General features: G+C 70.3%; 21 protein-coding genes. 8 read left to right on the forward strand and 13 right to left on the reverse strand.

What is annotated here, in order from left to right; all coding sequences use genetic code 11:
• Positions 1–46 precede the first annotated feature (46 nt).
• Genes ACIBZJ_RS05430 through ACIBZJ_RS05440 form a run of 3 tightly spaced genes read left to right on the forward strand, consistent with a single transcriptional unit; the run spans position 47 to position 2,488 of the window.
• The gene (locus tag ACIBZJ_RS05430) at positions 47–904 is read left to right on the forward strand and encodes an enoyl-CoA hydratase/isomerase family protein (RefSeq protein ID WP_395925756.1); all 858 of its coding nucleotides are present in this window, start codon (positions 47–49) and stop codon (positions 902–904) included.
• Positions 901–1,725, forward strand: a complete 825-nt coding sequence (locus tag ACIBZJ_RS05435) for an enoyl-CoA hydratase-related protein (RefSeq protein WP_395925758.1) — start codon at positions 901–903, stop codon at positions 1,723–1,725. Before ACIBZJ_RS05430 ends, ACIBZJ_RS05435 begins: the two co-directional genes overlap by 4 nt.
• Entirely contained in the window at positions 1,718–2,488 is a 771-nt protein-coding gene (locus ACIBZJ_RS05440) for an enoyl-CoA hydratase/isomerase family protein (RefSeq protein ID WP_395925760.1), read from the forward strand. The genes ACIBZJ_RS05435 and ACIBZJ_RS05440 overlap by 8 nt, the downstream gene beginning before the upstream one ends.
• Here the strand turns inward: ACIBZJ_RS05440 and ACIBZJ_RS05445 are convergent.
• From ACIBZJ_RS05445 to ACIBZJ_RS05480, 8 genes are read right to left on the reverse strand one after another with little or no spacing between them, the layout of a single operon-like run.
• Positions 2,485–3,777 carry an MmgE/PrpD family protein gene (locus ACIBZJ_RS05445; protein ID WP_395925762.1) on the reverse strand — a complete coding sequence of 431 codons (1,293 nt, stop codon included), beginning with the start codon at positions 3,775–3,777 and terminating at the stop codon, positions 2,485–2,487. The genes ACIBZJ_RS05440 and ACIBZJ_RS05445 overlap by 4 nt on opposite strands.
• A complete protein-coding gene (locus tag ACIBZJ_RS05450; protein ID WP_395925765.1) occupies positions 3,774–5,822 on the reverse strand; it encodes an acetate--CoA ligase family protein in 2,049 nt (682 codons plus the stop codon). Before ACIBZJ_RS05450 ends, ACIBZJ_RS05445 begins: the two co-directional genes overlap by 4 nt.
• Before the next feature lies 1 nt (position 5,823).
• Complete coding sequence (locus ACIBZJ_RS05455; RefSeq protein ID WP_395925767.1) at positions 5,824–6,963, reverse strand: acyl-CoA dehydrogenase family protein; 1,140 nt, start codon at positions 6,961–6,963, stop codon at positions 5,824–5,826.
• A complete protein-coding gene (locus ACIBZJ_RS05460; protein WP_395925769.1) occupies positions 6,960–7,760 on the reverse strand; it encodes an N-acyl homoserine lactonase family protein in 801 nt (266 codons plus the stop codon). Before ACIBZJ_RS05460 ends, ACIBZJ_RS05455 begins: the two co-directional genes overlap by 4 nt.
• Positions 7,753–8,613 carry an NAD(P)-dependent oxidoreductase gene (locus tag ACIBZJ_RS05465; RefSeq protein ID WP_395925771.1) on the reverse strand — a complete coding sequence of 287 codons (861 nt, stop codon included), beginning with the start codon at positions 8,611–8,613 and terminating at the stop codon, positions 7,753–7,755. Before ACIBZJ_RS05465 ends, ACIBZJ_RS05460 begins: the two co-directional genes overlap by 8 nt.
• Entirely contained in the window at positions 8,610–10,088 is a 1,479-nt protein-coding gene (locus tag ACIBZJ_RS05470) for an aldehyde dehydrogenase family protein (protein ID WP_395925773.1), read from the reverse strand. The genes ACIBZJ_RS05465 and ACIBZJ_RS05470 overlap by 4 nt, the downstream gene beginning before the upstream one ends.
• A gap of 45 nt (positions 10,089–10,133) precedes the next feature.
• Positions 10,134–10,466, reverse strand: coding sequence for a PaaI family thioesterase (locus tag ACIBZJ_RS05475; protein ID WP_395925775.1), 333 nt, complete (start codon positions 10,464–10,466; stop codon positions 10,134–10,136).
• 6 nt (positions 10,467–10,472) lie between these two features.
• The gene (locus ACIBZJ_RS05480; RefSeq protein WP_395925777.1) at positions 10,473–10,739 is read right to left on the reverse strand and encodes a hypothetical protein; all 267 of its coding nucleotides are present in this window, start codon (positions 10,737–10,739) and stop codon (positions 10,473–10,475) included.
• A gap of 89 nt (positions 10,740–10,828) precedes the next feature.
• Here ACIBZJ_RS05480 and ACIBZJ_RS05485 point away from each other — a divergent pair, with 89 nt between their 5' ends.
• Together ACIBZJ_RS05485 and ACIBZJ_RS05490 are read left to right on the forward strand one after the other, a co-directional pair.
• The gene (locus ACIBZJ_RS05485) at positions 10,829–11,071 is read left to right on the forward strand and encodes a hypothetical protein (RefSeq protein WP_395925779.1); all 243 of its coding nucleotides are present in this window, start codon (positions 10,829–10,831) and stop codon (positions 11,069–11,071) included.
• A complete protein-coding gene (locus ACIBZJ_RS05490) occupies positions 11,071–11,871 on the forward strand; it encodes an SDR family oxidoreductase (protein ID WP_395925781.1) in 801 nt (266 codons plus the stop codon). Before ACIBZJ_RS05485 ends, ACIBZJ_RS05490 begins: the two co-directional genes overlap by 1 nt.
• Positions 11,872–11,908: 37 nt before the next feature.
• On the opposite strand, the gene ACIBZJ_RS05495 is transcribed toward ACIBZJ_RS05490, so the two are convergent.
• The 5 genes from ACIBZJ_RS05495 to ACIBZJ_RS05515 form a co-directional block, all read right to left on the reverse strand.
• A complete protein-coding gene (locus ACIBZJ_RS05495) occupies positions 11,909–12,736 on the reverse strand; it encodes an SDR family NAD(P)-dependent oxidoreductase (RefSeq protein ID WP_395925783.1) in 828 nt (275 codons plus the stop codon).
• Positions 12,729–13,463 (reverse strand): ABC transporter ATP-binding protein, encoded by a 735-nt coding sequence (locus tag ACIBZJ_RS05500; RefSeq protein ID WP_395925785.1) that lies wholly within the window; start codon positions 13,461–13,463, stop codon positions 12,729–12,731. The genes ACIBZJ_RS05495 and ACIBZJ_RS05500 overlap by 8 nt, the downstream gene beginning before the upstream one ends.
• Entirely contained in the window at positions 13,460–16,165 is a 2,706-nt protein-coding gene (locus ACIBZJ_RS05505; protein ID WP_395925787.1) for an ATP-binding cassette domain-containing protein, read from the reverse strand. The genes ACIBZJ_RS05500 and ACIBZJ_RS05505 overlap by 4 nt, the downstream gene beginning before the upstream one ends.
• Before the next feature lie 93 nt (positions 16,166–16,258).
• Positions 16,259–17,488: an ABC transporter substrate-binding protein gene (locus ACIBZJ_RS05510; protein ID WP_395925789.1), complete on the reverse strand. Its 1,230-nt coding sequence runs from the start codon at positions 17,486–17,488 to the stop codon at positions 16,259–16,261.
• A gap of 135 nt (positions 17,489–17,623) precedes the next feature.
• Positions 17,624–18,826, reverse strand: a complete 1,203-nt coding sequence (locus ACIBZJ_RS05515) for an amidohydrolase family protein (RefSeq protein WP_395925791.1) — start codon at positions 18,824–18,826, stop codon at positions 17,624–17,626.
• Positions 18,827–18,946: 120 nt separating this feature from the next.
• On the opposite strand from ACIBZJ_RS05515, the gene ACIBZJ_RS05520 reads away from it, so the two are divergent.
• The 3 genes from ACIBZJ_RS05520 to ACIBZJ_RS05530 are packed head-to-tail and all read left to right on the forward strand — an operon-like array spanning position 18,947 to position 21,340.
• Complete coding sequence (locus ACIBZJ_RS05520) at positions 18,947–19,516, forward strand: TetR family transcriptional regulator (protein WP_395925793.1); 570 nt, start codon at positions 18,947–18,949, stop codon at positions 19,514–19,516.
• Positions 19,517–19,548: 32 nt separating this feature from the next.
• Positions 19,549–20,589: a phosphotransferase family protein gene (locus ACIBZJ_RS05525; RefSeq protein ID WP_395925795.1), complete on the forward strand. Its 1,041-nt coding sequence runs from the start codon at positions 19,549–19,551 to the stop codon at positions 20,587–20,589.
• A 1-nt stretch (position 20,590) separates the two neighbouring features.
• On the forward strand, positions 20,591–21,340 hold the full coding sequence (locus tag ACIBZJ_RS05530) for an SDR family NAD(P)-dependent oxidoreductase (protein WP_395925797.1): 750 nt from the start codon (positions 20,591–20,593) through the stop codon (positions 21,338–21,340).
• Positions 21,341–21,343 lie beyond the last annotated feature (3 nt).

Genomic DNA, 21,343 nt, shown 5'->3' on the forward strand with positions numbered 1-21,343 from the left:
CGCATTGAGTTAGATGATAAGCCTATAACTCAACGCGGGGAGTCGTATGGGCACGACCACACCAAGCACCGGCGTCCACGTCCACCGGGAAGGTCCGCTGGCGTTTCTGCGGCTCGACGGCGCCGATCGGCTCAACCCGATCGGCACGGCCACCTGCCGCGCGCTGGCCGACGCCGTGCGGCAGGTGGAGACCGACGGGACCACCAGGGCCGTGATCGTGCACGGTGCCGGACGGGCGTTCTCCGCCGGTGCCGACATCGCCGAACTCGGAGAGTTCACCGACGGTGCCGAGTTCACCGCCTACGTTCACGCCTTCACCGACGCGCTGGCGCTGATCGAGCGCAGCCCGCTGCCGTTCGTCGCGGCGCTGAACGGGCCGGCGTTCGGCGGTGGTCTGGAGCTCGCTCTCGCCTGTGACCTGCGGGTCGCGGCACCCGGCGGCAAGCTGGGGTTACCCGAAGCGAAGTTGGGCGCGCTGCCCGGCGCGGGTGGTACTCAACGGCTTCCCCGCCTGGTCCCCTACGGCGTCGCGATCGAGATGCTGATGCTGGGCGCGCCGGTCGACGGCACGCGGGCGTACGCGGTCGGCCTGGTGAACCGGCTCGCCGACGACGTCCTCGCCGAAGCCCGCGGATTGGCCGCCCAATTGGTGGGCGGCGCCGCACTGGTTCCCGCGCGGACGAAGTCCCTGCTGCGCGACACGCAGCGCGCCACCGTCCACGAGGGCATCGAGCGGGAACGCGCTGTCGCTACCGAACTTTTCGTCAGTCCCGACGGCCGCGAGGGTTTCGCCGCGTTCCTCGCCCGGCGCCCACCGGCGTTCGCCGCCGCACCGGCCACCACGGCTGCGGCCCCGGCTGCGGCGCCGGCCCCGGCCCCGGCTCTCGAAGGAGAACACGCATGACCGAGCCCCTCGTCCGGCGCGAGGTTTCCGAGGGCGTCGCCGTCCTCACCTTCAACCGGCCCGAGCGCAACAACGCCTGGTCGGTACCGATGGAAACCGAGTATTACCAGCACCTGCGCGAGTGCGGCGACGACCCCGACGTGCGGGTGATCGTGGTGACCGGTGAAGGCAAGAGCTTCTGCCCCGGCATGGACGCGCAGACCCTCGCCGATCAGGCCGCCACCGGCACCTCGACGTTCCCGCACCGGCGCCAGCCGACGACGTTGCCCCGGGAGATCCGCAAGCCGGTGATCGCGGCGATCAACGGGGCGTGCGCCGGGATCGGCCTGATCGCCGCGATGAACTGCGATCTGCGATTCGCCTCGTCGAGGGCGAAAATCACGACCTCGTTCGCGCAGCGCGGCATCATGGCCGAACACGGACTGGCGTGGTCGCTGCAGCGCGTGGTCGGTCCTTCGCGGGCGCTCGACCTGCTGTTCTCCGCACGGATAGTGCAAGGAGCCGAAGCCCTGTCGCTGGGCGTCGTGGACCGGATCTTCGAACCCGAGGACCTGCTGGCCGAGACCCTCGATTACGCGAAGAAGATCGCGGTGTTCTCGTCGCCGACCGCGATGGGCGTCATGAAGCAGCAGGTCTACCAGGCGGCCGAAAGCACTCAGGAGGAAGCACGCACGATGGCGATCCGCTGGTGGTACGACGTGCTCAAGCCGCACCCCGACTTCAAGGAAGGGGTGCAGTCCTACCTGGAGAAGCGCGAGCCCGCGTTCGCCCCGTGGGATCCCGCGACGCCCTCCGAGCCGGCCCCGCTCCCCGTTGACTGACACCCTCCTGGTCACCACCGAGGACGCCGTCCGGATCCTCGTCCTCAATCGCCCGGCCGTGCACAACGCTCTCGACGAGGAGCTGGGCACCCGCTTGCGCGACGCGATCCGCGCTGCCGACGCGGATCCCGCCGTGCGAGCGATCGTGCTCACCGGCGCGGGGAGCCGTGCGTTCTGCGCCGGCGGCGACCTCAAGCAGATGGTCAGCCGCGGGCCGTTGATGGGCAACGGTGCCCGGGTGATCACTCGGGCGCTCCGCGAGCGTCCGTCCAAGCCCTTGATCGCGGCGGTCAACGGGCTGGCCTACGGCGGCGGTCTGGAGATCGTGCTCGCGTGTGACCTCGCGGTGGCCTCGGAGACCGCGACGTTCGCGCTGCCGGAAGTGCGGCGCGGTGTGCTGGCCACCGGCGGCGGGTTGGTGCGGCTGTCGCGGTTGGTCGGCCAGCGCCGGGCGCTGGAAATGACGCTGACCGGCGCGCCCGTCGACGCGCTGACGGCGTCGAGCTGGGGTCTGGTCAATGGCGTGGTGGCTCCGGAGCGGGTGGTGCCGGCCGCCGTCGAGCTGGCTGCCATCGTGTCGGCGAACGCTCCGCTGGCGGTGGCGCTGAGCAAGAGCACGATCCTGGCGGGCGACGGCGTGCCGGAGGATCAGGCGTGGGACCTCAACGACGCCGCGTTCGAACGAAACCGCCACAGCGACGACGCCTCCGAGGGTCCGCTGGCCTTCGCGGAGAAGCGCGCGCCGGTGTGGACCGGGCGCTAAGCAAGCGGCAGTGCCCGTACCGGCAGTTCGTCCGGGAACCCGCTGATCGACGCGAGCATCTGCGGTCCCCGCGCTCCCAGAGCACTCGTGGACAGGAATTTGGCGCGGAGCTGTTCGTCGGTCAGCGGACGGTCCGGGCTTCCTGACCGGTCGGGGACGTCGATCGAGCGGCGTTCTCCGTCCGGCAGCACAGCGGTCACCCGGGCACCCCGGTGCGCCGGGAAACGGTCGTCGATGTCCTCGTCGACCTCCAACGTCACCTCCACAGCCTGCCCTTCAACACCGTTCTCGAGGTCGTCGAGCGCGCCCCGGCCCTGGAGCAGCGCCACGGCGACGAGGTACGGGATGCTGAAGCGGCGCTCGGCAGCGGTGCGCGGCTCGCGGATCCCCGCCACTGTCGTCGCGGTCGCGTAGGTCGCGACGATCAGCCGATCGACGTTTCGCACCCCCTGCGCCCGCAGTTCCAACGCACCGTCGATGGGCGAGAACGCGTGGCCGCAGCAGGCGTACGGCTTCACCGTGACCTGCTCGATCGCGAACGGACGGGCGAGCGGGGCCGCGCTCACCGCCCAGTCGGTCGTGGCGCCCGTGGCTGCGGCCAGGCCCGCGTCGCCCTCCAGGACGTCGGACGCTCCGGTGACACCGCCGGCCGCGGCGGCGACGGCGACGACGCCCGCCTGGGCCGCGTTGCCGGAATGCAGCGGCTTCCCGGCGGCGTCGCTGCGGAAGGTCTGCTGGAGGCCACCGGCCATGGTCGCGGCCAGCGACAGCGCGTGCCCGAACGTCACCTGGTCGAGCCGGTGGAGCGAGGCCGCCGCGGCCGCCGCCCCTACCGCGCCTGCCGTCCCGGTGGTGTGCCAGTGCCGGTAGTGCGTCGGACCGAGATCCGCGGCCACCCGGCAGCCGATCTCGAAGCCCACGACGAGCGCGCGCCACAGCTCCCCCGCCGTGGCATCCATCTGGTCGGCCACGGCGAGGGCCGCGGCGATCACCGGCGCGCCGGGATGGAACAGGCCCGGCGCGTAGATGTCGTCGAGCTCGAGTGTGTGTGCGGCGGTGCCGTTGATCAGCGCCGCGACGTGGACCGGGGCGATTCCCGGCGTGCCCAGGAGACGGCTCGTGCCGCCGCCGACGTCCAGACCGGCGCGCAGCGCCCGTGCCGGGAGGCCGTCGGAGCCGCCCAGCGTCACGCCCAGCCAGTCGACGAACGCCCGCCGCGTCGCGGCGCGCAGTGCGGCGTCGGGCACCGGGATCTCGCTCGCCCGGCGGGCCAGCGTTTCGACGATCACGCGTCCTCCACCACCGTGACGACCGCGTCGACGGCGACGACCCCGTTCGCCAGCACCAGCACCGGGTTGGACTCGGCTTCGACCACGGACGGATCGAGGGCCAGCGTCGACATCGCGCTGACCGCCGCGGCCAGCGCCGCCAGGTCCCCCCGCGGCGCGCCGCGATAGCCGGCCAGGAGGCGCAGCGCACGCACTTCGCCGATCATTCCGGCGGCTTCCTCGACGGTCACCGGCGCGCGTCGGAGGCTGCGGTCGCGGTAGACCTCGGCGAGCAGCCCGCCGGCGGCGAGCACCACGATCGGCCCGACGTCGGGATCGCGGCGCAACCCGATCAGCACTTCGGCGAGCGCGCCGCCGACCTGCTGTTGCACCAGCAGCCGGGCGGCGGCAAAACCGGGACGCGCCGCCGCGGTGGCTGTCGTGATCCGTTCGGCCGCGCGCGCCAGGCCGGCGCCGTCGGTCACACCGAGCACCACACCGCCGACGTCGGACTTGTGCGTCAGCTCGGCCGACAGCACCTTGACGACGGCCGGCCCGGCCACGGGAAGGTCCGAGGGAACGTCGGTGGCCGGAACGACCGTCCGCGGCGCGACGTCCAGCCCGGCGCGTTCGAGCACGGTGGCCGACGCGTCTTCGTCGAGAGTCACCGCCGCGCCGGGCCGAACCGGAACAGCGCCGCGCCGCACCGGACGCCCGCGACCGAACGTCGCCAGCACCGCGTCCGCGCAGGCTTCGGGAGTGCGGAAGGCCGGCACCCCGCGGGCCCGCAGTTGCGCAAGCGCCTCGGGTGCCGAGGGCACCACGAACACGGCCAGTGGCTTGGCCGCGTCGGCGCACGCGAGGATCGGCGCGACGCTCACCTCGGGCGTGAAACGCGCGGAGCTGCCGGGCACCGCGATCACCGCATCGAACTCGGGTGCGGCCAGAACCACCTCCAGCACCGCGCGGATCAGCTCCGCCCTGGTGCCCGCCAGTGTGAGGTCGATCAACGCACCGCCGTCCGGCGTCACCCCCAGTTCCGCCAGCCGCTCGGCCGTGGTCGGTGCCGGCGGGACCACCGTGGCGCCGCGCGTCGCCAGGCTGTCGACGACCATGGCGCCGCCACCCCCCGTGGTGGTGACGACGCACACCCGCGGCCTCGTGGGGACCGGAGGCACCCGCCGCACCAGGAGCTGGGCCTCCAGCAGCGCCTCCAGCGTGGTCACCCGCGCGATCCCGAGGTCGCGGAAGAGTGCGTCGGCAACGGCGTCGTCGCCGGCGAGTGCGCCCGTGTGCGATACCGCCAGCTCCGCGGCCGCCGCCGAACGCCCGAGCTTGTACGCGACGATCGGCTTGCCGGCCTTCGCCGCCGCCTCGGCAGCGGCTTCCAGATCGGCCGCCGCGTGCAGGTTCTCCAGGAACAGCGCGAGCGACCCCACCGCGGGGTCGTCGATCGCGGCCAGGCAGATCTCCCCCAGCGACAGATCCATTTCCGCGCCCGTCGATACCATCCCGGCGAACCCGAGCCCCATCTCCGAGCCCCGGCTCAGGAGCGCTCCCAGCACGCTCCCCGACTGCGACGCGACGAACACGTCTCCCGCCGGTAGGACGGCCTCGGCAAAGGCGGCGTTGCCGGTGAGCGCCAGCCGGCGGCGCGGGTTGGCCACTCCGAGACTCCCGGTGCCGAGCAGCCGCAGTTTCGAGGAGTCGAGGATTCCGCGCAGCGCTGTCGCCCGGGCCCGTCCGGCGGGAGTCGAGGGCAGGAAACCGTCGGCGACCACCGTGGCCACACCGACACCGATGCGTGCGCACTCCCGCACGGCCTCCACCGCCGCGTCCGCGCCGGTCATGATCAACGCGTGGTCGGGAACCTCGGGAAGAGCCTCCAGCGATGGCCAGGCCCGCTCCCCCAGGACGGTGTCCCGGGAGGGATTCACCGGATACAACGCGCCGTCCCAGCCGTGCCGCCGTAGGTACTCGACCGGCCGCGCTGTCGTCTTCCCGGGTGTGCCCGACGCTCCGACGACCGCCACCGACGCCGGATCGAGCAGCTGTCGGTAGAACACCTCAGCGAGCCCGCTGTGAGAACTTGCGGCCGAACACCGACTCGGCGATGCGGTTCTTGAGGATCTCCACCGATCCGCCCGCGATCATCCATCCGCGTGTGCGCCGGAAGCAGTACTCGACGATCGAGTCCTCACCGAATCCGGTTCCACCCATGGCCTGCATCGCGACGTCGGCCGCGAAGAAGCCGGCCTGGTTGGCGGCGAGCTTCGCCATCGCGGTGTCCACCCCGCTGGGCAGCCCGTCGCGGTCTCCGTTGGTGGCTGCCCGGTCTAGCAGCAGCTGCGCGGATTCCAGCTTCACCGCCGCGTCGGCGAACATCCACTGCAGGCCTTGGAACTCCGCCAGCGGCCGGCCGAACTGCTCACGGGTGAGGAGGTACTCCGTCGCCACGTCGAACGCGTGCCGGCCGACGGCGATCGAGCGGGCGCTGTTACCGAGCCGCTCGACGTTGAAGCCGCTGATCTGCTTCTTGAACCCGCCCTCGCCGAGCAGCACCTGCGTGTCGGGCACGTGACAATCGTCGAAGTAGAGCGGGCACCAATGCTCGCCGTTCAGGTACCGGGAGGGCGGGCCGACGGTCAGGCCGAGCGCGTTCCGGTCGACCAGGACCGAGCCGATGCCCCCCACGCCGGGCCCGAACCGCACGTACACCAGATAGACGTCGGCGTCGGCGCTGTGGGTCGAGAACACCTTGGTGCCGGAGACCCGCCAGCCGCCCCCGTCGCGCGTGGCCGAGGTGGTCAACTCGGTGACGGCTGAGCCCGCACCGGGCTCGCTCATGCCCAGCGCGATGAGCAGGTCTCCGGACAGCAGCCCGGGCAGGTAGCGCTCGCGCTGCTCGTCCGTGGCGTATTCGGCGAACGTCCGGATCGGCCCGAAGTTGCCCGCTTGAACGATGTCGGCGCTCCGCGGACAGGCACTGGCCACCGCTTGGATCGCGGTGATCGCCGCGCGGAGGCCTGCGCCCTGCCCGCCGCGATCCTCGGGAATGCTCAGGCCGAGCAGGCCCTGGCGGGCCAGCAGCCGAGCCACGTCCCGCGGGTACTCGCCCTGGTGCGCACGCTCCAGGGCACCTTCGGCCAGCCGGTCCTTCGCGAACTCCGCCACCGAGCGCCGGAAGTCCTCGAGTACGTCGTTCATCGCGGTCCCTTCGGAGGTCGGTGAAGCGCCGCTACCGGCAGGCTCACGTCGACGCGCTCGTAGCGGTCGAACACCTGCGGGTCGTGGCCCGGCACGATGTGCGCGGTGGAGTCGGCGAGTCGTTCGATGCGCTGGTAGCCGTCCAGCACGGTCTCGACATCGACGACCGCGGGGAACGGGTTGCGTTCGGCGAGGTTGTCGTAGAAATGGACGGCGTCGCCGGCCAGCACCACCCAGCCCCGCGCGGTGTGCACGCGGACGACCTGCGTGCCGCGGGTGTGGCCGCCCACCAGGTGCAGCTCCAGACCCGGCGCGAGCGTCAGATCGCCGTCGGGGGCGAGCACCGTGCCGGTGTAGAGGTCGCGCACGATGCCCACGACGTCGTCGGGTTCGTAGAAGTGGCTGAGCGAGCGGTGCCGCATGGACGGACCGGCCGCGTAGGCGAGCTCGGCGCGCTGCACGACGACTTCGGCGCCGGGGAAGTCACCGACGTTGCCCGCGTGGTCGTAGTGCAGATGAGTCAGGACGACGTGCCGTACCTCGGCGGGGTCGAAGCCCAGCGCGCGGACCGCGTCGGCGGGCCGGGTGTCCAGTACGCGGCCCCGCCGGGCGCCGGCCTCCGCGCTGAACGCGGTGTCGACGACGAGCACGTGGTCACCGGAGGCGGCCACCCACACGATGAAGTCGATGCCGGCCGTGCCGGTGCGGTCGCCGGGACGGAGGAAGTTGTCGCGGGCCTGCCGTTGTGCCCGCCCCACCCGGACGCCCCACACCTCCCAGCACGGGAGCTCAGCCACGGCCGTCGACGAGCTTGATCATGACCGGGTAGTAGTTCGGGCCGTAGCCCGCGTCGCTCGTCCGCCGTAACAGGTCCATCGTCTGCTGGGCGGCGTGGGCGGGAACCTCACCGTCCTCGGCGAGCTGCAACGCGAGCGCGAGGTCCTTGATCGCGTAGTCGGTGGGGAACGCTCGCTCGGGGAATTCGTCGGGCAGCATCGTGGCCGTACCGGTCCGGCGCAGCGCGAAACTGTCGGCGGAGCCGAGCGTCAGGGCCGAGAACAGCGCCTCCCCGTCGACGCCGGCCGCGCGGCCGATGGCGAGCGCCTCGGCCAGCGCGTTCATGGTGAGGAACAACACCATGTTGTTCAGGATCTTCAAGACCTGGCCATTGCCGACGCCACCGGCGTGGACGACGTCGGTGCCCATGCACTCGAGCAAGGGCCGGAGGGTCTCGAAGACATCTCCCGGGGCGCCGACGGTGATCAGCAGGGTGCCGTCCTCGGCGGCCTGGCGGGTGCGAGCCACCGGGGCGTCGGCGAACACGACGCCGTCGTCCGCCAGCCGCGACGCCAGCGCCCGGCTGCGGCCCACCTCGCTGGTACCCATGTCGACGAGAACGCGTGGCTTGTGCGCCACACCGGCCAGGATGCCGGCGACCGATTCGACTTCGCTGATCGTGGGCAGCGACAGGAAGACCACGTCCGCCTCGAGCGCCGCGAGGTCGGGCACCACGTCGGCACCGAGCGCCGCAGCCGGTTCGGTCGCCTCCGGCATCGGGTCGTACACGACGACCCGCTGCCCGGACTTGCGGATCAGGTTGGCGCACATCCGGGAGCCCATGACTCCCAGCCCGACGAACCCCAGGCTCATGCGACGTCCACGATGATGCTCTTGACCTGCGTGTAGTGCACCATGACCTCGGTCCCCTTCTCGCGGCCCAGGCCGCTGCTCTTGTAGCCGCCGAACGGGACCTCGACCCCGGCACCCGTGTACCGGTTGACCTGGATCTGCCCGGCCTGCAACCGCGCAGCGACGCGGTGAGCGGTGGTGACGTTCCCGGTGAACACGCCGGCGGACAAGCCGTACTCCGTGTCGTTGGCGATCTGGACGGCCTCGTCGAGGTCGTCGAACTCCAGCACCGATTGGACCGGCCCGAAGATCTCTTCGCGGGCGACGCGCATCTGGTTGGTGACCCCGCGCAGCAAGGTGGGGCTGACGAAGTGACCCGCTCCGTCGAGCACCTCGCCACCGATGACGACCTCGGCGCCGTCGTCGTGGGCCGCACCCAGATAGGCCCGGACGCGGTCGAGTTGCGGCGCGGAGATCAGCGGACCGACGTCGGGGTCGTCGAGGCCGTGGCCGAGCGAGAGGCCGGCCATGCGCTCGGCCAGCTTCTCCACGAACGGCGCGGCGACCACCCGGTCGACCAGTAGCCGGGTGGTGGCGAAGCAGGATTGACCGGAGTTGCGAACCACGGCCAGAGCGCCGGCCCGCGCGGCTTTGTCGAGGTCGGCGTCGGCGCAGACGATCGTGGGTGACTTGCCACCGAGCTCGAGGTTGACGCCGACGATGCGCTGCGCGGCGACGGCACCCACGGCCCGACCGGCGGCGACCGATCCGGTGAACGTGATGTGCCGGACCTGTTCGTGGGCGGTCAGGGCGGCTCCGGTGGAGCCGCCCTGACCGAGCACGACGTTGCACAACCCGGGTGGTAAGCCCGCCTCCGTCAGGAGCCGGGCCGTGTAGAGCGACGTCAGCGGAGTGAGCTCGGACGGCTTGACCACCACCGCGTTACCGGCCGCCAGACACGGCGCAACACCCCGGGTGAGCTGGCTGAGCGGGGCGTTCCAGGGCGTGATGTGAGCCACGACGCCGAACGGCTCCCGGACGGTGTACGCGAACGTCCCTGGTGGCTGCGGGATCGTCTGGCCCTGGATCTTGTCGGCCAGCCCCGCGTAGTACTCGAAGTACCGCACGCTCACGCTGATGTCGGCCGTCGCCTGAGCCAGCGGTTTGCCCGAGTCGATGCTCTCCAGCCGGGCCAGGAGGCCGGCGTGGGCCCGGAGCGCTTCGGCGACCACGTGCAGACGTCGTCCGCGCTCGGCGGGCGCCAGTCCGGCCCAGAGACGAAATGCCTCGTGAGCGCTCTCCACCGCCGCGGCGACACCCGGCGTGGAAGTCTCCTCGAAGCGTGCGATTACCGCGCCCGTCGCCGGGTCCTCGACGTCGAACATCGTGCCGTCGCCACGGGAGGTGAACTCCCCGGCGATGAACGCCGTCAGCTCGGCGGGCAGGCCGGACTCGCGCAGTGTCTGTCCGACGTCAGGCCGGTCGGTCTGCAGCATGACAGCACCTCTCGCACCTTAAACAGTTATAAGATAACGCTATATCTAAGGCTGTCCGGCACGCAACTTCACGAACAGTCCCTCGGCGTCCGCGACGAGTTGGTCTCCGCGGAAGAGCCGGCCGGTGGCCCACCGCTTCCGCCCCTCCGTCCGGTCGACGCTCGCCTCCACACGCAGCTCGACCCCGATCGGGGTGATCTTTCGGTAGTTGACGGTCAAGTAGGCCGTGCGTCGCGGCGGTGGGGGGTTGTCACTGTTGGCCATGATGCCGAGCACTTCGTCGAACAGCAGCGTCACGGTGCCGCCGTGCGCGGCGTTATTGCCTCCCAGGTAAAACGTCCCGAACGTGACGCGGCCGCGGACCACGGACGTCGACACGTGGTCCTAGATGACCGGCAGCAGCAGCGAATGCCCGCGCCCGGGCAGGTCACGCCGCCGACCGGCGTAACGCTCCCACTCGTCGGCGCGGTATTTCTCCACGTCGGCGGCGATCTCGTCGAGGCGCGCGGTCAGGGCGTCGAGGCTCTCACCCGGCGGTGCCGCCATCGCGACCGCGTCCTGCAGCCGGCGCATCGCCGTCACCAGCGGGGGGTAGTCCGCCCCGCCCGCCGTCGGATCCGCGCTCTGCTGTTGCCACGGATCTACTTCCACGCTTGAGTGCTCCATATGGATAGACTATTAACCTAAAGAGGGTAGAGCCGTGCAGCCGCGGCGTGTGTCTGACCACAGAAGGGGCCCGGATGATCGACGACGAAGACGAAGAAGTCATGGGCGAGCCGAGTTTCGAGCTCCGCCTGCGCGACGGCGAGCCGCTGGTGAGCGGCTGCTACTTCATGCACCCCGTCATCGAAGTGTCGGGTTTCGCGTGGGCCGACGGCGACGACCGAATCCTCGTCACCGCGACCGACGGCAGCGAGTGGTACGCCGACCGGGTGCCGCGCGTCGGCAAGGCGAACGTCGTCCTGCACCGCACGCAACCCTGATGGACCTCCGCGGCAAGTCGGTGGTGATCACCGGGGGCGGGAACGGGATCGGGCTGGCGCTCGCGCGGCGATTCGCCGCTGCCGATGTCCGCGGCGTGGTCGTCGCGGATCTCAACGGAGGCTGGGCCTCGAAAGCGGCAGCGGCGCTCGAGGCTCCCGCGCTGGGCGTCGCCTGCGACGTCGCCGACCCCGACGCCATCGGCCGGCTCGCCGATCAGGCCGAGGAGACGTTCGGGCCGATCGACGTGTTCGTCTCCAACGCCGGCTACTCCGACCCCGTCCCCGGCGACCTGGACCAGCCGGTCGACCGGTGGCGCGACATCGTGGACGTCAACCTGCTCGCCCATGTCTGGGCGGCACGCCGGGTCGTGCCGTCGATGGTGGAGCGCGGTGGCGGCTACCTGCTCCAGACGATCTCCTCGGCCGCGCTGATCACCGGCCCGTCGGGGCCCGGGTACACCGCCAGCAAGCACGGCGCACTCGGGTTCGCCGAGTGGGTGTCGCTGAACTATCGCCACCAGGGCATCCGGGTCTCGTGCCTGTGCCCCAACGCGGTCTACACCGGGATGTTCGGCCGTCAGCCCGGCGACGACTCCGAGCCACCCGACGTGGGCAGCCTCGGCGAAATCCTCACGCCGGAGAGCGTCGCCGAGACCGTGTACACGGCGATGACCGGCGACGAGCCGTTCCTCATCCTGCCGCATCCGCGCGTTGGCGACTCGTTCCTGCGCAAGGCCACCGATTACGACGGATGGCTCGAGCGCACGTCCGGGCGGCTGCAACGGATGCGCGGCGACTGAACAAGGGCCGCGGGCCGGGTCGACCCGGCCCGCGGTTTCACCCTCTCCGTGCGGCCAGCGCGTCCGCGAGGCGCTTGACCAGGTCGGTATCGCCCGGACGGCCCAGCACGTACTCCCGCACATGGCCTCCCGCCGTGTGCACCACCCGCGCGGTGACGTCCGCGGCCTCGTCGGTGCACAGCAGGACCAGCACCTCGGCCACCCGCTCGGGTGACAGGTCGATACCCTCCGGAATACCGGACTCCTCGAGGAACCCGCGCGACATCCGCGTCAGGGCGCCCGGGGACACCGCGTTGACCGTCACTCCGTGCGCCGTGCCCTCGGTGGCGGCGGCCATCGTCAGTCCCCACACCGCGGCCTTCGCCCCGGAGTACGCCGCACCCGTGTCGTGCAGGCGGGACAGCGCCGCCTCCGAAGTCACGTTGACGATCCGGCCGTAGCCCTGCGCGCGCATCAGCGGCATCGCGGCACGGATCGTCCCGACCACGCCGACCACGTGCACGTCGAGATGCCGGCGCAGTTCCTCTTCGGACACGTCGGCGAAGCGGGCGGAACCGAGGACGCCGGCGTTGTTGACCAGGATGTCGATGCGCCCGAACTCGGCCACGGTCCGTCGCACCGCGTCCGCCGCACCCGCGAAACTCGCCACGTCGGAGGTGTCCGGCACCGCGCGGCCGCCGGTCGCGACGATCCGCGCGGCCGACGCCTCGGCCACGGAGGCGTCGGGGTGCTCTCCGGTGGTGTCCACTCCCGTGTCGTTGACGACGACGGCCGCACCCGCCGCCGCGAGCGCTCCGGCATACGCGGCGCCGAGCCCGCGTCCGGCCCCGGTGACCAACGCGACCCGGCCGATCAGATCAGTCAACGCTCGCCGCCTCCTCCGTCGCGCTGCCGACGTACGCGGCGAAAACGTCGCTGGTCAGCAGCTCCTTGGCCGTGCCGCGGTAGACGATCTCCCCGCGGCGTAGCACGTACGCACCGGACGCCATTCCCAGCGCCCGCGTCGCGAACTGGTCGACCAGCAGCAGCGCACCGCCCTCGTCCGTGAGGCGCGCGAGGAAAGCGAAGATCTCGTCGACGACGATCGGGGCGAGCCCCAGCGACGCCTCGTCCACCAGCACCAGGCGCGGGTTGCGCACGTAGGCGGCGGCCATCGCGAGCATCTGCTGCTGGCCTCCGGACAGCGTCCCCGCCGGCTGGGCGAGCCGCTCACCGAGGATCGGGAACGCCGCGGTGGCGCGCTCGACGGCGGCTGCCGTCCGCCCGCGCCCGCGCCCCGCTTGCAGCGCCAGGTTCTCCCGGACGGTCAGCGACCGGAACACGCCACGGCCCTCGGGGACGTGACACAGGCCCAGGCCGAATCGCTTGTGCGGGGGCGTCGTCGTGACGTCCTCCCCGAACAGGGTGATACTGCCCCGGGTCGCCGGCAGAAATCCACTGATCGCGCGGAGCAGTGTGCTCTTGCCCGCGCCGTTCGGGCCCAGCAGCGCGGTCACCTCACCCGCCGGAATTTCCAGGGTCAGATCCCGGAGGATGACGGTCTGGTCGTAACCGGTCTGCAATCCCGACAACTCCAGGGCGTTGTCGCTCATACCGCGGCCTCCCGGACGTCTTCGATGTCGTCCGCGGAGGAGCCCAGGTAGGCCGCCTGAACCACCGGGCTGGCCGCTGTCTCCTGCGGAGTGCCCTCGAAGAGCAGCTTGCCGAAATCGAGGACGTAGATGTAGTCGCACGCGCTCAAGACCAGCGGCATGTCGTGTTCGACGAGCAGCACACCGCAACCCCGCTCGCGCACCACCTGCCGGAGCACCTGCTCGAACGCCGCGGTTTCCCGGGCGTCCAGGCCCGAGGAGGGTTCGTCCAGCAGGAGGACGTCGAATCGACCGGCCAGGCAGCGGGCCAGTTCGACGAGACGGCGCTGACCGGTGGACAACTCTCCGGCCTGGCGCTCGGCCAGATCGGTGATGCCGCACAGCGCGAGCGCGTCGCGGGCCGCCGCCAGTGCTTCCCGCCGCTGCGCGGGTCGACCCACCAGCTGCGCGAGGACGCTTCCGCCTGCCTGACCGGATTCCCGGCCCAGGGCGACGTTGTCGAGCACCGACAGCGAGTCGCCCAGCTGCATCCGTTGGAAGGTGCGGCCCAGGCCGGCCCGGCCCCGTGCCGCCGGGCCCTGGCGGGTGATGTCGCGGCCCTTCAGCGCGACGGTGCCGCCGATGCGGCGGTTGAGGCCACTGCACGCGTCGAACGTCGTGGTCTTGCCCGCCCCGTTGGGGCCGATGAGCCCGGTGATCCGGCCGCGCGGCGCCGCGAACGTCAGCCCGTCGACGGCGACGAGACCACCGAACCGCACCTGAAGGTCCGTGACCTCGAGACCGGCCGACGGCTCGAGGACAGCCGGCGGTGTCTCCGGGTGGCTATCCGGGACGGCGTGCGGCGGGTTGCGCCGCAACCGGTCCAGCACCGCGCGCAACCGATCGGGCACCTCGGGCTGCCGCCGGGCGATGGCGACCTGCACGGCGAAAACCCCGAACAGCACGTTGAGCCAGTAGGTCGTGTCCGCGCTGGTCAGGTAGCCCGGGAGGACGGCCACGACGCCCATGAACACCGCGTACCAGGGTTCGCCGAACGGAGCCAGGGCGAGGATCGCCAGCAGCACCAGCGACTGGAACGACCCGTAGTGCAGATCGCTCGACGTCGCGTAATGCACCGAGCTTCCGTAGAGGATTCCTCCCACGCCGGCCAGGAACGACGACGCGCAGAAGACGATGACGCGGGTCCGATTCGTGGAGAGCCCCAGTGTCGCGACGGCGACCGGCGAGGCGGACAAACCCCGGAGCAGCCGGCCCAGGCGCGATTGGACGATGGCGACCACGAGCAGGCTCACGAGGACGACCACAGCCAGCACGAAGTAGTAGTAGGCGCTGTCGCTCTCGGCGAACGACGGCCGCGGCATCGTGCGACCGTCCTGCAGGGTGGTGAACATGAAACCCCGGGAGTAGAGCAACCGCTCGACCAGGATGCCGAATCCGAAGGTGGCGAGGGCCAGGAAGATCCCGGACAAGCGCACGGCGGGAATGGCGATCAACGCGCCGACCGGAACGACGATCAAGCCGGCCAGCACCAGGGCCAACAGCCATGGCACGCCGTGGTCGACGGCGAGCTGCGAGAACGCGGTGGCTCCGATCGCGCCGAAGGCGGCCGTGCACAACGAGACCTGCCCGGACGTCCGGACCAGCAGACCCAGCGACAGGATCACCACGACCTGCGTGAGACCGATCGTGAAGTACGGCAGCTTGTCGCCACCCACCAGCAGCGGGACGAGCGTGAGCGGCACCAGTACGAGCACGCCGGTCAGTACCCGGACCGCTCCCGGCGCCCGGTACTCACGGCGGACCGCCGGTGGCGCCGCCGACAACGGTTCGGCGAGCCTGCGTCGCGGACGTATCAACAGCACGAGGAAGAGCAGGATGAACGGGATGCTGTCCGGGAGACCCGCCAAGCCGGGGACCTCGACGGCCACCCGTTGCGACAGGGCGGCCAGCACACCGATCAGGATCCCGCCGACGAACGTCAGCGGAATGCTGGAGAACGCTCCGACTGCGGCCGCGCCGAACGCCTGCACGACCAGGAACGTCAGTCCGATCGCGTCCAAGCCGATGAACGGCAGTACCAGCACTCCGGAGGCGGCGGCGAACGTCGATCCGATGACCCAGGACGTCCGCCGCACCCTCGTCGGACTCGTCGACTGCATGGCCAGCAGCTGCGGGTCGTCGACCACGGCCCGCATCGCCAGGCCCGTTCCGGTGAAGCGGAACAGCACGTAGAGGAGGGCGGCGCCGACGACCGCGACGAGCGTCACCCAGAGTTGGGCGTAGGAGATGTTGACCCCGCCGACGCGGATGAACTCGAGCGCTCGCGGCAGATACTGGGCGACACGGATGGTGTCGGCGCCGAACAGGATGCTGGCCAGGCCCTGCACGATCAGGATCAGCCCGACGGTGCCGACGATCTTCGCCGCCGACGACCGGTCGGCCAGCCGCCGAGCCAGTGGTTCGAGAAGGAGGCCCAGCAGCGGGCCGGCCACGAAGACCGCCAGCACGAAGGCCAGCGGCCAGGCCACACCCTGTTCGTAGTGCAGGAAGTAGAAGAAGCACGCTGCCGCGGTCGCAATTGCACCGTGACCGAAGTTGAAGATGCCGGACGTCTTGTACGTCAGTACGAGTCCGGTGGCGGCCAGACCGAAGATCGAGCCGGTCGCGATGCCGCTCACGATGAACGGGAGGTAGGTGTCCACCAGCCTCTCCCTTCTGTTGAACGAGCCCGTCGCTGGACGACCCCGAGTGGGGTGGCGGCCGGGACCGGCGCGTGCCGGTCCCGGCGCCGTGACTCAGGAGTTGGCGCAGACCTTCTCGCTGGGAGACGTGGTCTTACCGTCGGCGACCTTGAGCACGAAGGCACAGGGGTGGGAGAGGGGCGCCGTCGGCTGCCCCGCGGTGAAGGTGATCTTGTTGGCCAGCAGCCCGTCCAGGTCCTCGTTCTTGACCTGGTACAAGGCGTCCATCACGTCCTTGCGGGTCGGGTTCGGGCCGACGTCGGCCAGCGCCTTACGGAGGACTTCCAGACCGGACCAGGTCAGACCGGCCGTGCCCTCGTGCCAGTTGTCGTCCTTGGCGTAGTTCAGCATCGCGTCGCGGAAGACCTTGGCCGGTGCGAGATCGGCCACCGACGGGAAGGCGTAGGCGGGCCCCCAGATCGTCACGTTCTTGAGCTCGGCCATCTGCTTGCTCAGCGCGTTGGCCGACGACCCCCAGGTCGGGTTGTAGCTCTGTGCCTGGCAGTCCTGAATGAGCTTGATCGCGGGCGCCGTGGACAGGTTGAGCTGGACGTAGTCCACGCCCTTCTGCTGGAGCTGCAGGCATTGGGCGGTGTAGGAGGTCGCCGTCGAGCTGATCGGCAACGCCGTGTATTCCATACCCAGCTTCTCGGCGTTCGCCTTCTGCATGCCGACGGTGCTGGCGCAGGCGGCGATCTCCGCGCAGTAGAGCTCACCGTACTTCTTGGCTTTGCCGAAGTTCTTCGCCACCAGCAGCTGCGTGTACTTGCCGCTCACGACGTCGGTGACGGTCGGGAACATGCCCGTCTCCTTGTACCAGTCACCCGTGTTCGCACTGCCGCTGATCAGCGGCACACCCTTGGCGCGCACGGCCGACCCGTAAGCCGGCGCGAGGTTGTCCGAGCCGACCACGATCGCCAGCACGTTCTCCTGATCGATGAGCTTGGCCGCCGCGGCCTGCGCCTTCGCCGGGTCACCGCCGTCGTCGACCGACACGATCTTGATCGGGTGACCGTTGATGCCGCCGGCGGCGTTGAACCACTCGGCCCAGGCCGGCGCGACCGTGTCACCCTGGCTGCTGCTGGAGGCCTGCGGACCGGTCAACGAGCCGATCACACCGATCACCAGCGGCGTGCCGGTCGGCTTCGGGCCGGTCGGCTTCGGGCCCGCGCTCTCACCGGCGTTGGCGGAGCTACCGTTGTCGCTGCTGGCACCGCACGCGGCCAGCGTCAGCACAAGGAAGCCCGCGATCAGACCTCGGGCGACTTGCTGTCTGTTGAGCATGTGAGGGACTCCATCGTCGGCTCAGGTGTGACCCAGGTCGCGTCAAGGTATAGGTAGATATTCTTACTAGTCAACGGTCGGGGTCAGGCCAAGGGCGGCGCGGAGGTCCGCGCCGCCCTCGGTAAGTCAGTCTGTTCAGTTGGCTCCGAGCAGCTGCAGACCGTTCTCGCGCAGGAACCGGCGGCGGACGTCGTCGCCCAGCGGCTCCGCCCGGGTGTAGAACTCCGCGGGCTCGCGCAGGCCTTCGGCGTGCGGCCAGTCCGAGCCCATGACCAGGCAGTCCACCGAACCGAGCCGGTTCACCAGACCCGCGGTGTCGTCTTCCGGGTAGGGCACGACGCTGATGTGCCGTTTGAAGATGGCGCTGGGCCGCTCCTTGAGCTGACCTCCGAGCCACCGGCCGTTACGCGCCATGCCGCGGCTCTTGTCCATGTGCTTGATGAAGTGCGGGATCCACTCCGCGCCGTACTCGCTGACCAGCACCTTGATATCGGGGAAGCGGCCGAACAAGTTGTCGAAGATCAGCGCGGACAACGTGTCAGTGATGGGTCGCTCACCGTAAGTGTTCTGCCACTGCCAGGCGGAGAACTGAAACGGAGGCACCAGGCCCCAGCCCCAGTGCGGTGCGACGTGCTCCTGGTAGTGGTACTCGGTGATGTGGTACGCGACGATCACGCCGGCCTCGTTGACCCGGGACCAGAACGGGTCGAAGTACGGGTCACCCGGTGAGCGCCCGGCGACCGGGCCGGGCGGCAGCATGATGAACTTCGCGCCGGCGGCCAGCACTCGGTCCAGCTCGGCGACCGCCCGATCCAGGTTGTCCAGGGACAACAGCGCCGGCGCGTAGATCCGGTCCTGGGTGTTGAAGCCCCAGTCCTCGTCGATCCACCGGTTGAACGACTCGAGGTTGTCGTAGAGCGGCTCGCCGTCCAGGTAGGCCCAGGCAAACAGGCCCCACCCACCCGGATACATGATCGACCGCTCGATCTGCTGCTCCGTGAGCTGCTTCAGACGCGCCTCGCGGTCCAGGTACTCGGTCTGGATGGGCTCGTAGAACCGCTCGGCATCGGTCGCGTCGCCCGAGGCCCGTTGCCGCAGCATCTCGGCGAGCGAGCCGGGCACGTAGGCCTGGTCCAGATCCGCCTCGAGCGCGGTGACGATCCGGTTGTTCGCCAGCAGAATCTTCTTGCCGGTGGCCGACATGATCGGCCGCACCGAGGTGTCCAGCTTGTCCTTCGGCATGAAGCGCGTGAAGCAGTCCTCCGCCTCGACGCAGTGCTGGTCGAAGTCCAGCAGTTTGTAGGGGAGTTCTCCGACCGAGCTCTCGATCAGCGCCATCTCTGCCGTCCTCGTCTGTAGGGGAGTTCGTGAGAGTGACTCTCAACTTGCCAGTGGCTAGCATGTTGCCACCGAACAGCTTCTCAAGGAAGTTATTCTTCTAACTGATTGCGGGGCAACATGGGTGGTTTGCGCGAAAGAAACCGGCTCCGCACCCGGCAGGACATCGTGGACGCGGCGCTGGACCTGTTCGCCGAACGCGGCTACGAGGCGACGACCACCGACGCCATCGCGCTGACCGCCGGTGTCTCCCCCGCCACCTTCTTCCGGTACTTCGCCACCAAGGAGGACGTCCTCTTCCACGACGAGCACACGGCGGCAGCCGCGCTGGTGGCACTGGTGCGCGACCGCATCGACCACTCGCTGACGCTGTCGGCGCTGGAGGAACCGATGGTGACGTTCGCGGACTCGCTCACCGACGGCAGCGTGCCGCAGCTGACCCATCTCGTCATGACGACCAGGACCCTCGAAGCCCGGAGCCTGCGGATGCCGCTGCGGTGGCAACACGACGTGGCGTTCCAGCTGGCGGCCGAGCGCGGCCTGGAGCACCCCGGCCTGACCGAGACGGGCTTGGCGGCGCTGGCCGTGACGTGCCTGACGAGTGCACTGCGGCACTGGGACTACCGGTCTCCGACGCTCGGCGGTCTCGTCCACGACGCCTTCTTGCTTACTAAAGAGGTAAATCCTTGACCTAATAAGCGAAGCGCTGCTAGACGTTGGTCATGGCCGAGACAGCAGCCGCACCGCTCGTGGACGTCCGTGTCTTGACGGACTGGCTCGACGAACACCTCGACGGTCCACCCGAGCCGCTGACCGCCGAGCGCCTCGGCGCCGGCACCGGTATCGGCAACGCGCTGTTCGAGGTCCACCGGGGGTCCGCGGTCTACGTCCTGCGTCGCCCGCCATCGGTCCTGAACGACCGGAGCGCCGGCAACATGCTCCGCGAGTGGCGGATTCTCACCGCGCTGGAGGGCACCCCGGTCCCCCATCCGACGCCCCGCCTGCTCTGCGAGGACAGCTCCGTACTCGGGGCGCCGTTCCTGATCATGGACAAGGTCGACGGCTTCACGCCGGGATTCGCGTTACCGGAACCGTTCGACTCCGATCCCGGCCTCCGCCGTGACCTGGCGTATGCCTACGTCGACGCGCTGGTCGACCTCGCGGACGTCGACTGGCGCGTCCGTGGACTGCAGGACCTGGGCAGGCCCGAGGGATTCCTCCAGCGCCAGGTGCCCCGCTGGCTGGCTCAGCTCGACCGCTACCGCACTCGAGAACTTCCCGAGCTCGACTTCGTCGCCGGCTGGCTGGAGGAGAACCGCCCCGCCGATCATCCGATCGGCCTCATGCACGGGGACTACAGCCCGTTCAACGTGATGGTCGCGCCCCGGCCGCCGGCTCGGCTGGCCGCCGTCGTCGACTGGGACACCGGCACGATCGGCGACCCGCTCCTGGACATCGGTCATCTGCTCGCCCGGTGGACGAACCCAGGTGAGGAGCCGGTGCTCGGCGAACAGGCCGGTGGCACCGCGCACTATCCGACGCGTGCGGAACTGGCCGCGCGGTATGCCCAGCGCTCCGGCCGCGACCTGACCGCGCTGCCGTATTACCAGTGCCTCGCGCTGTTCAAACTGGCGGTGATCCTGGAAGGCACCTACGCCCGCGAAGCGGCCGCCGGGGTACCCGAGGCGGACAACTCGATGGCGCATCTGGTCCCCCGGCTCACGACCGCCGCTGCGGACTTCGCCCGTGGGAGGCGGGTCTGAGGTGGGTGCCTTCGACGGAAGAGTCGCCGTCGTCACCGGCGGGAGCCGGGGCATCGGCTGGTCCATCGCTGATGCGTTCGCCCGCGAGGGCGCTGACGTGGTGATCGCGAGCCGCAAATTCGACGCCTGTTCGGTGGCGGCGGACCGGCTGCGCGCCGAGTACGACGTCCGGGCGCTGCCGGTTGCCTTCCACGCGGCGCGGTGGGACGACTGCGACCGGCTCGCCGAGACCGTGGACAAGGAGTTCGGCCGGTGCGACGTACTCGTCAACAACGCCGGGATGTCCCCGTCGTACCCGAGCCTGCGCGAGGTCGACGAGGCGTATTACGACAAGGTCAGCGGCGTCAACCTCAAGGGGCCGTTCCGGCTCTCGATCCTGCTCGCCGAGCAGATGAGCGACGGCGGGGCGATCGTCAACGTCAGCACGATCGGCTCGCTACGCCCGGGCGTCGACGAACTGGTCTACGCCTGCGCCAAGGCCGGGCTCAACGCGCTCACGGTCGGCCTGGCGGCAGCCTACGCACCGACGGTCCGCGTGAATGCGCTGCTCCCGGGCCCGGTCGAGACCGACATCGCGTCCGGCTGGAGCGACGAGACACGGGCGACCGCGGTCGGCTCGATGCCACTGGCTCGCATGGGCCGGGCCGACGACTTCGCGGGCCCGGCCCTGTGGTTGGCCGGCGCCGACTCCGCGTTCGTGACCGGCACCCTGATCCGCGTCGACGGCGGCTTGTACCGCCAGACGTCCTGACCG

Origin of the sequence: Cryptosporangium sp. NPDC051539 (assembly GCF_044454545.1) — a bacterium.
Taxonomy (GTDB): domain Bacteria; phylum Actinomycetota; class Actinomycetes; order Mycobacteriales; family Cryptosporangiaceae; genus Cryptosporangium.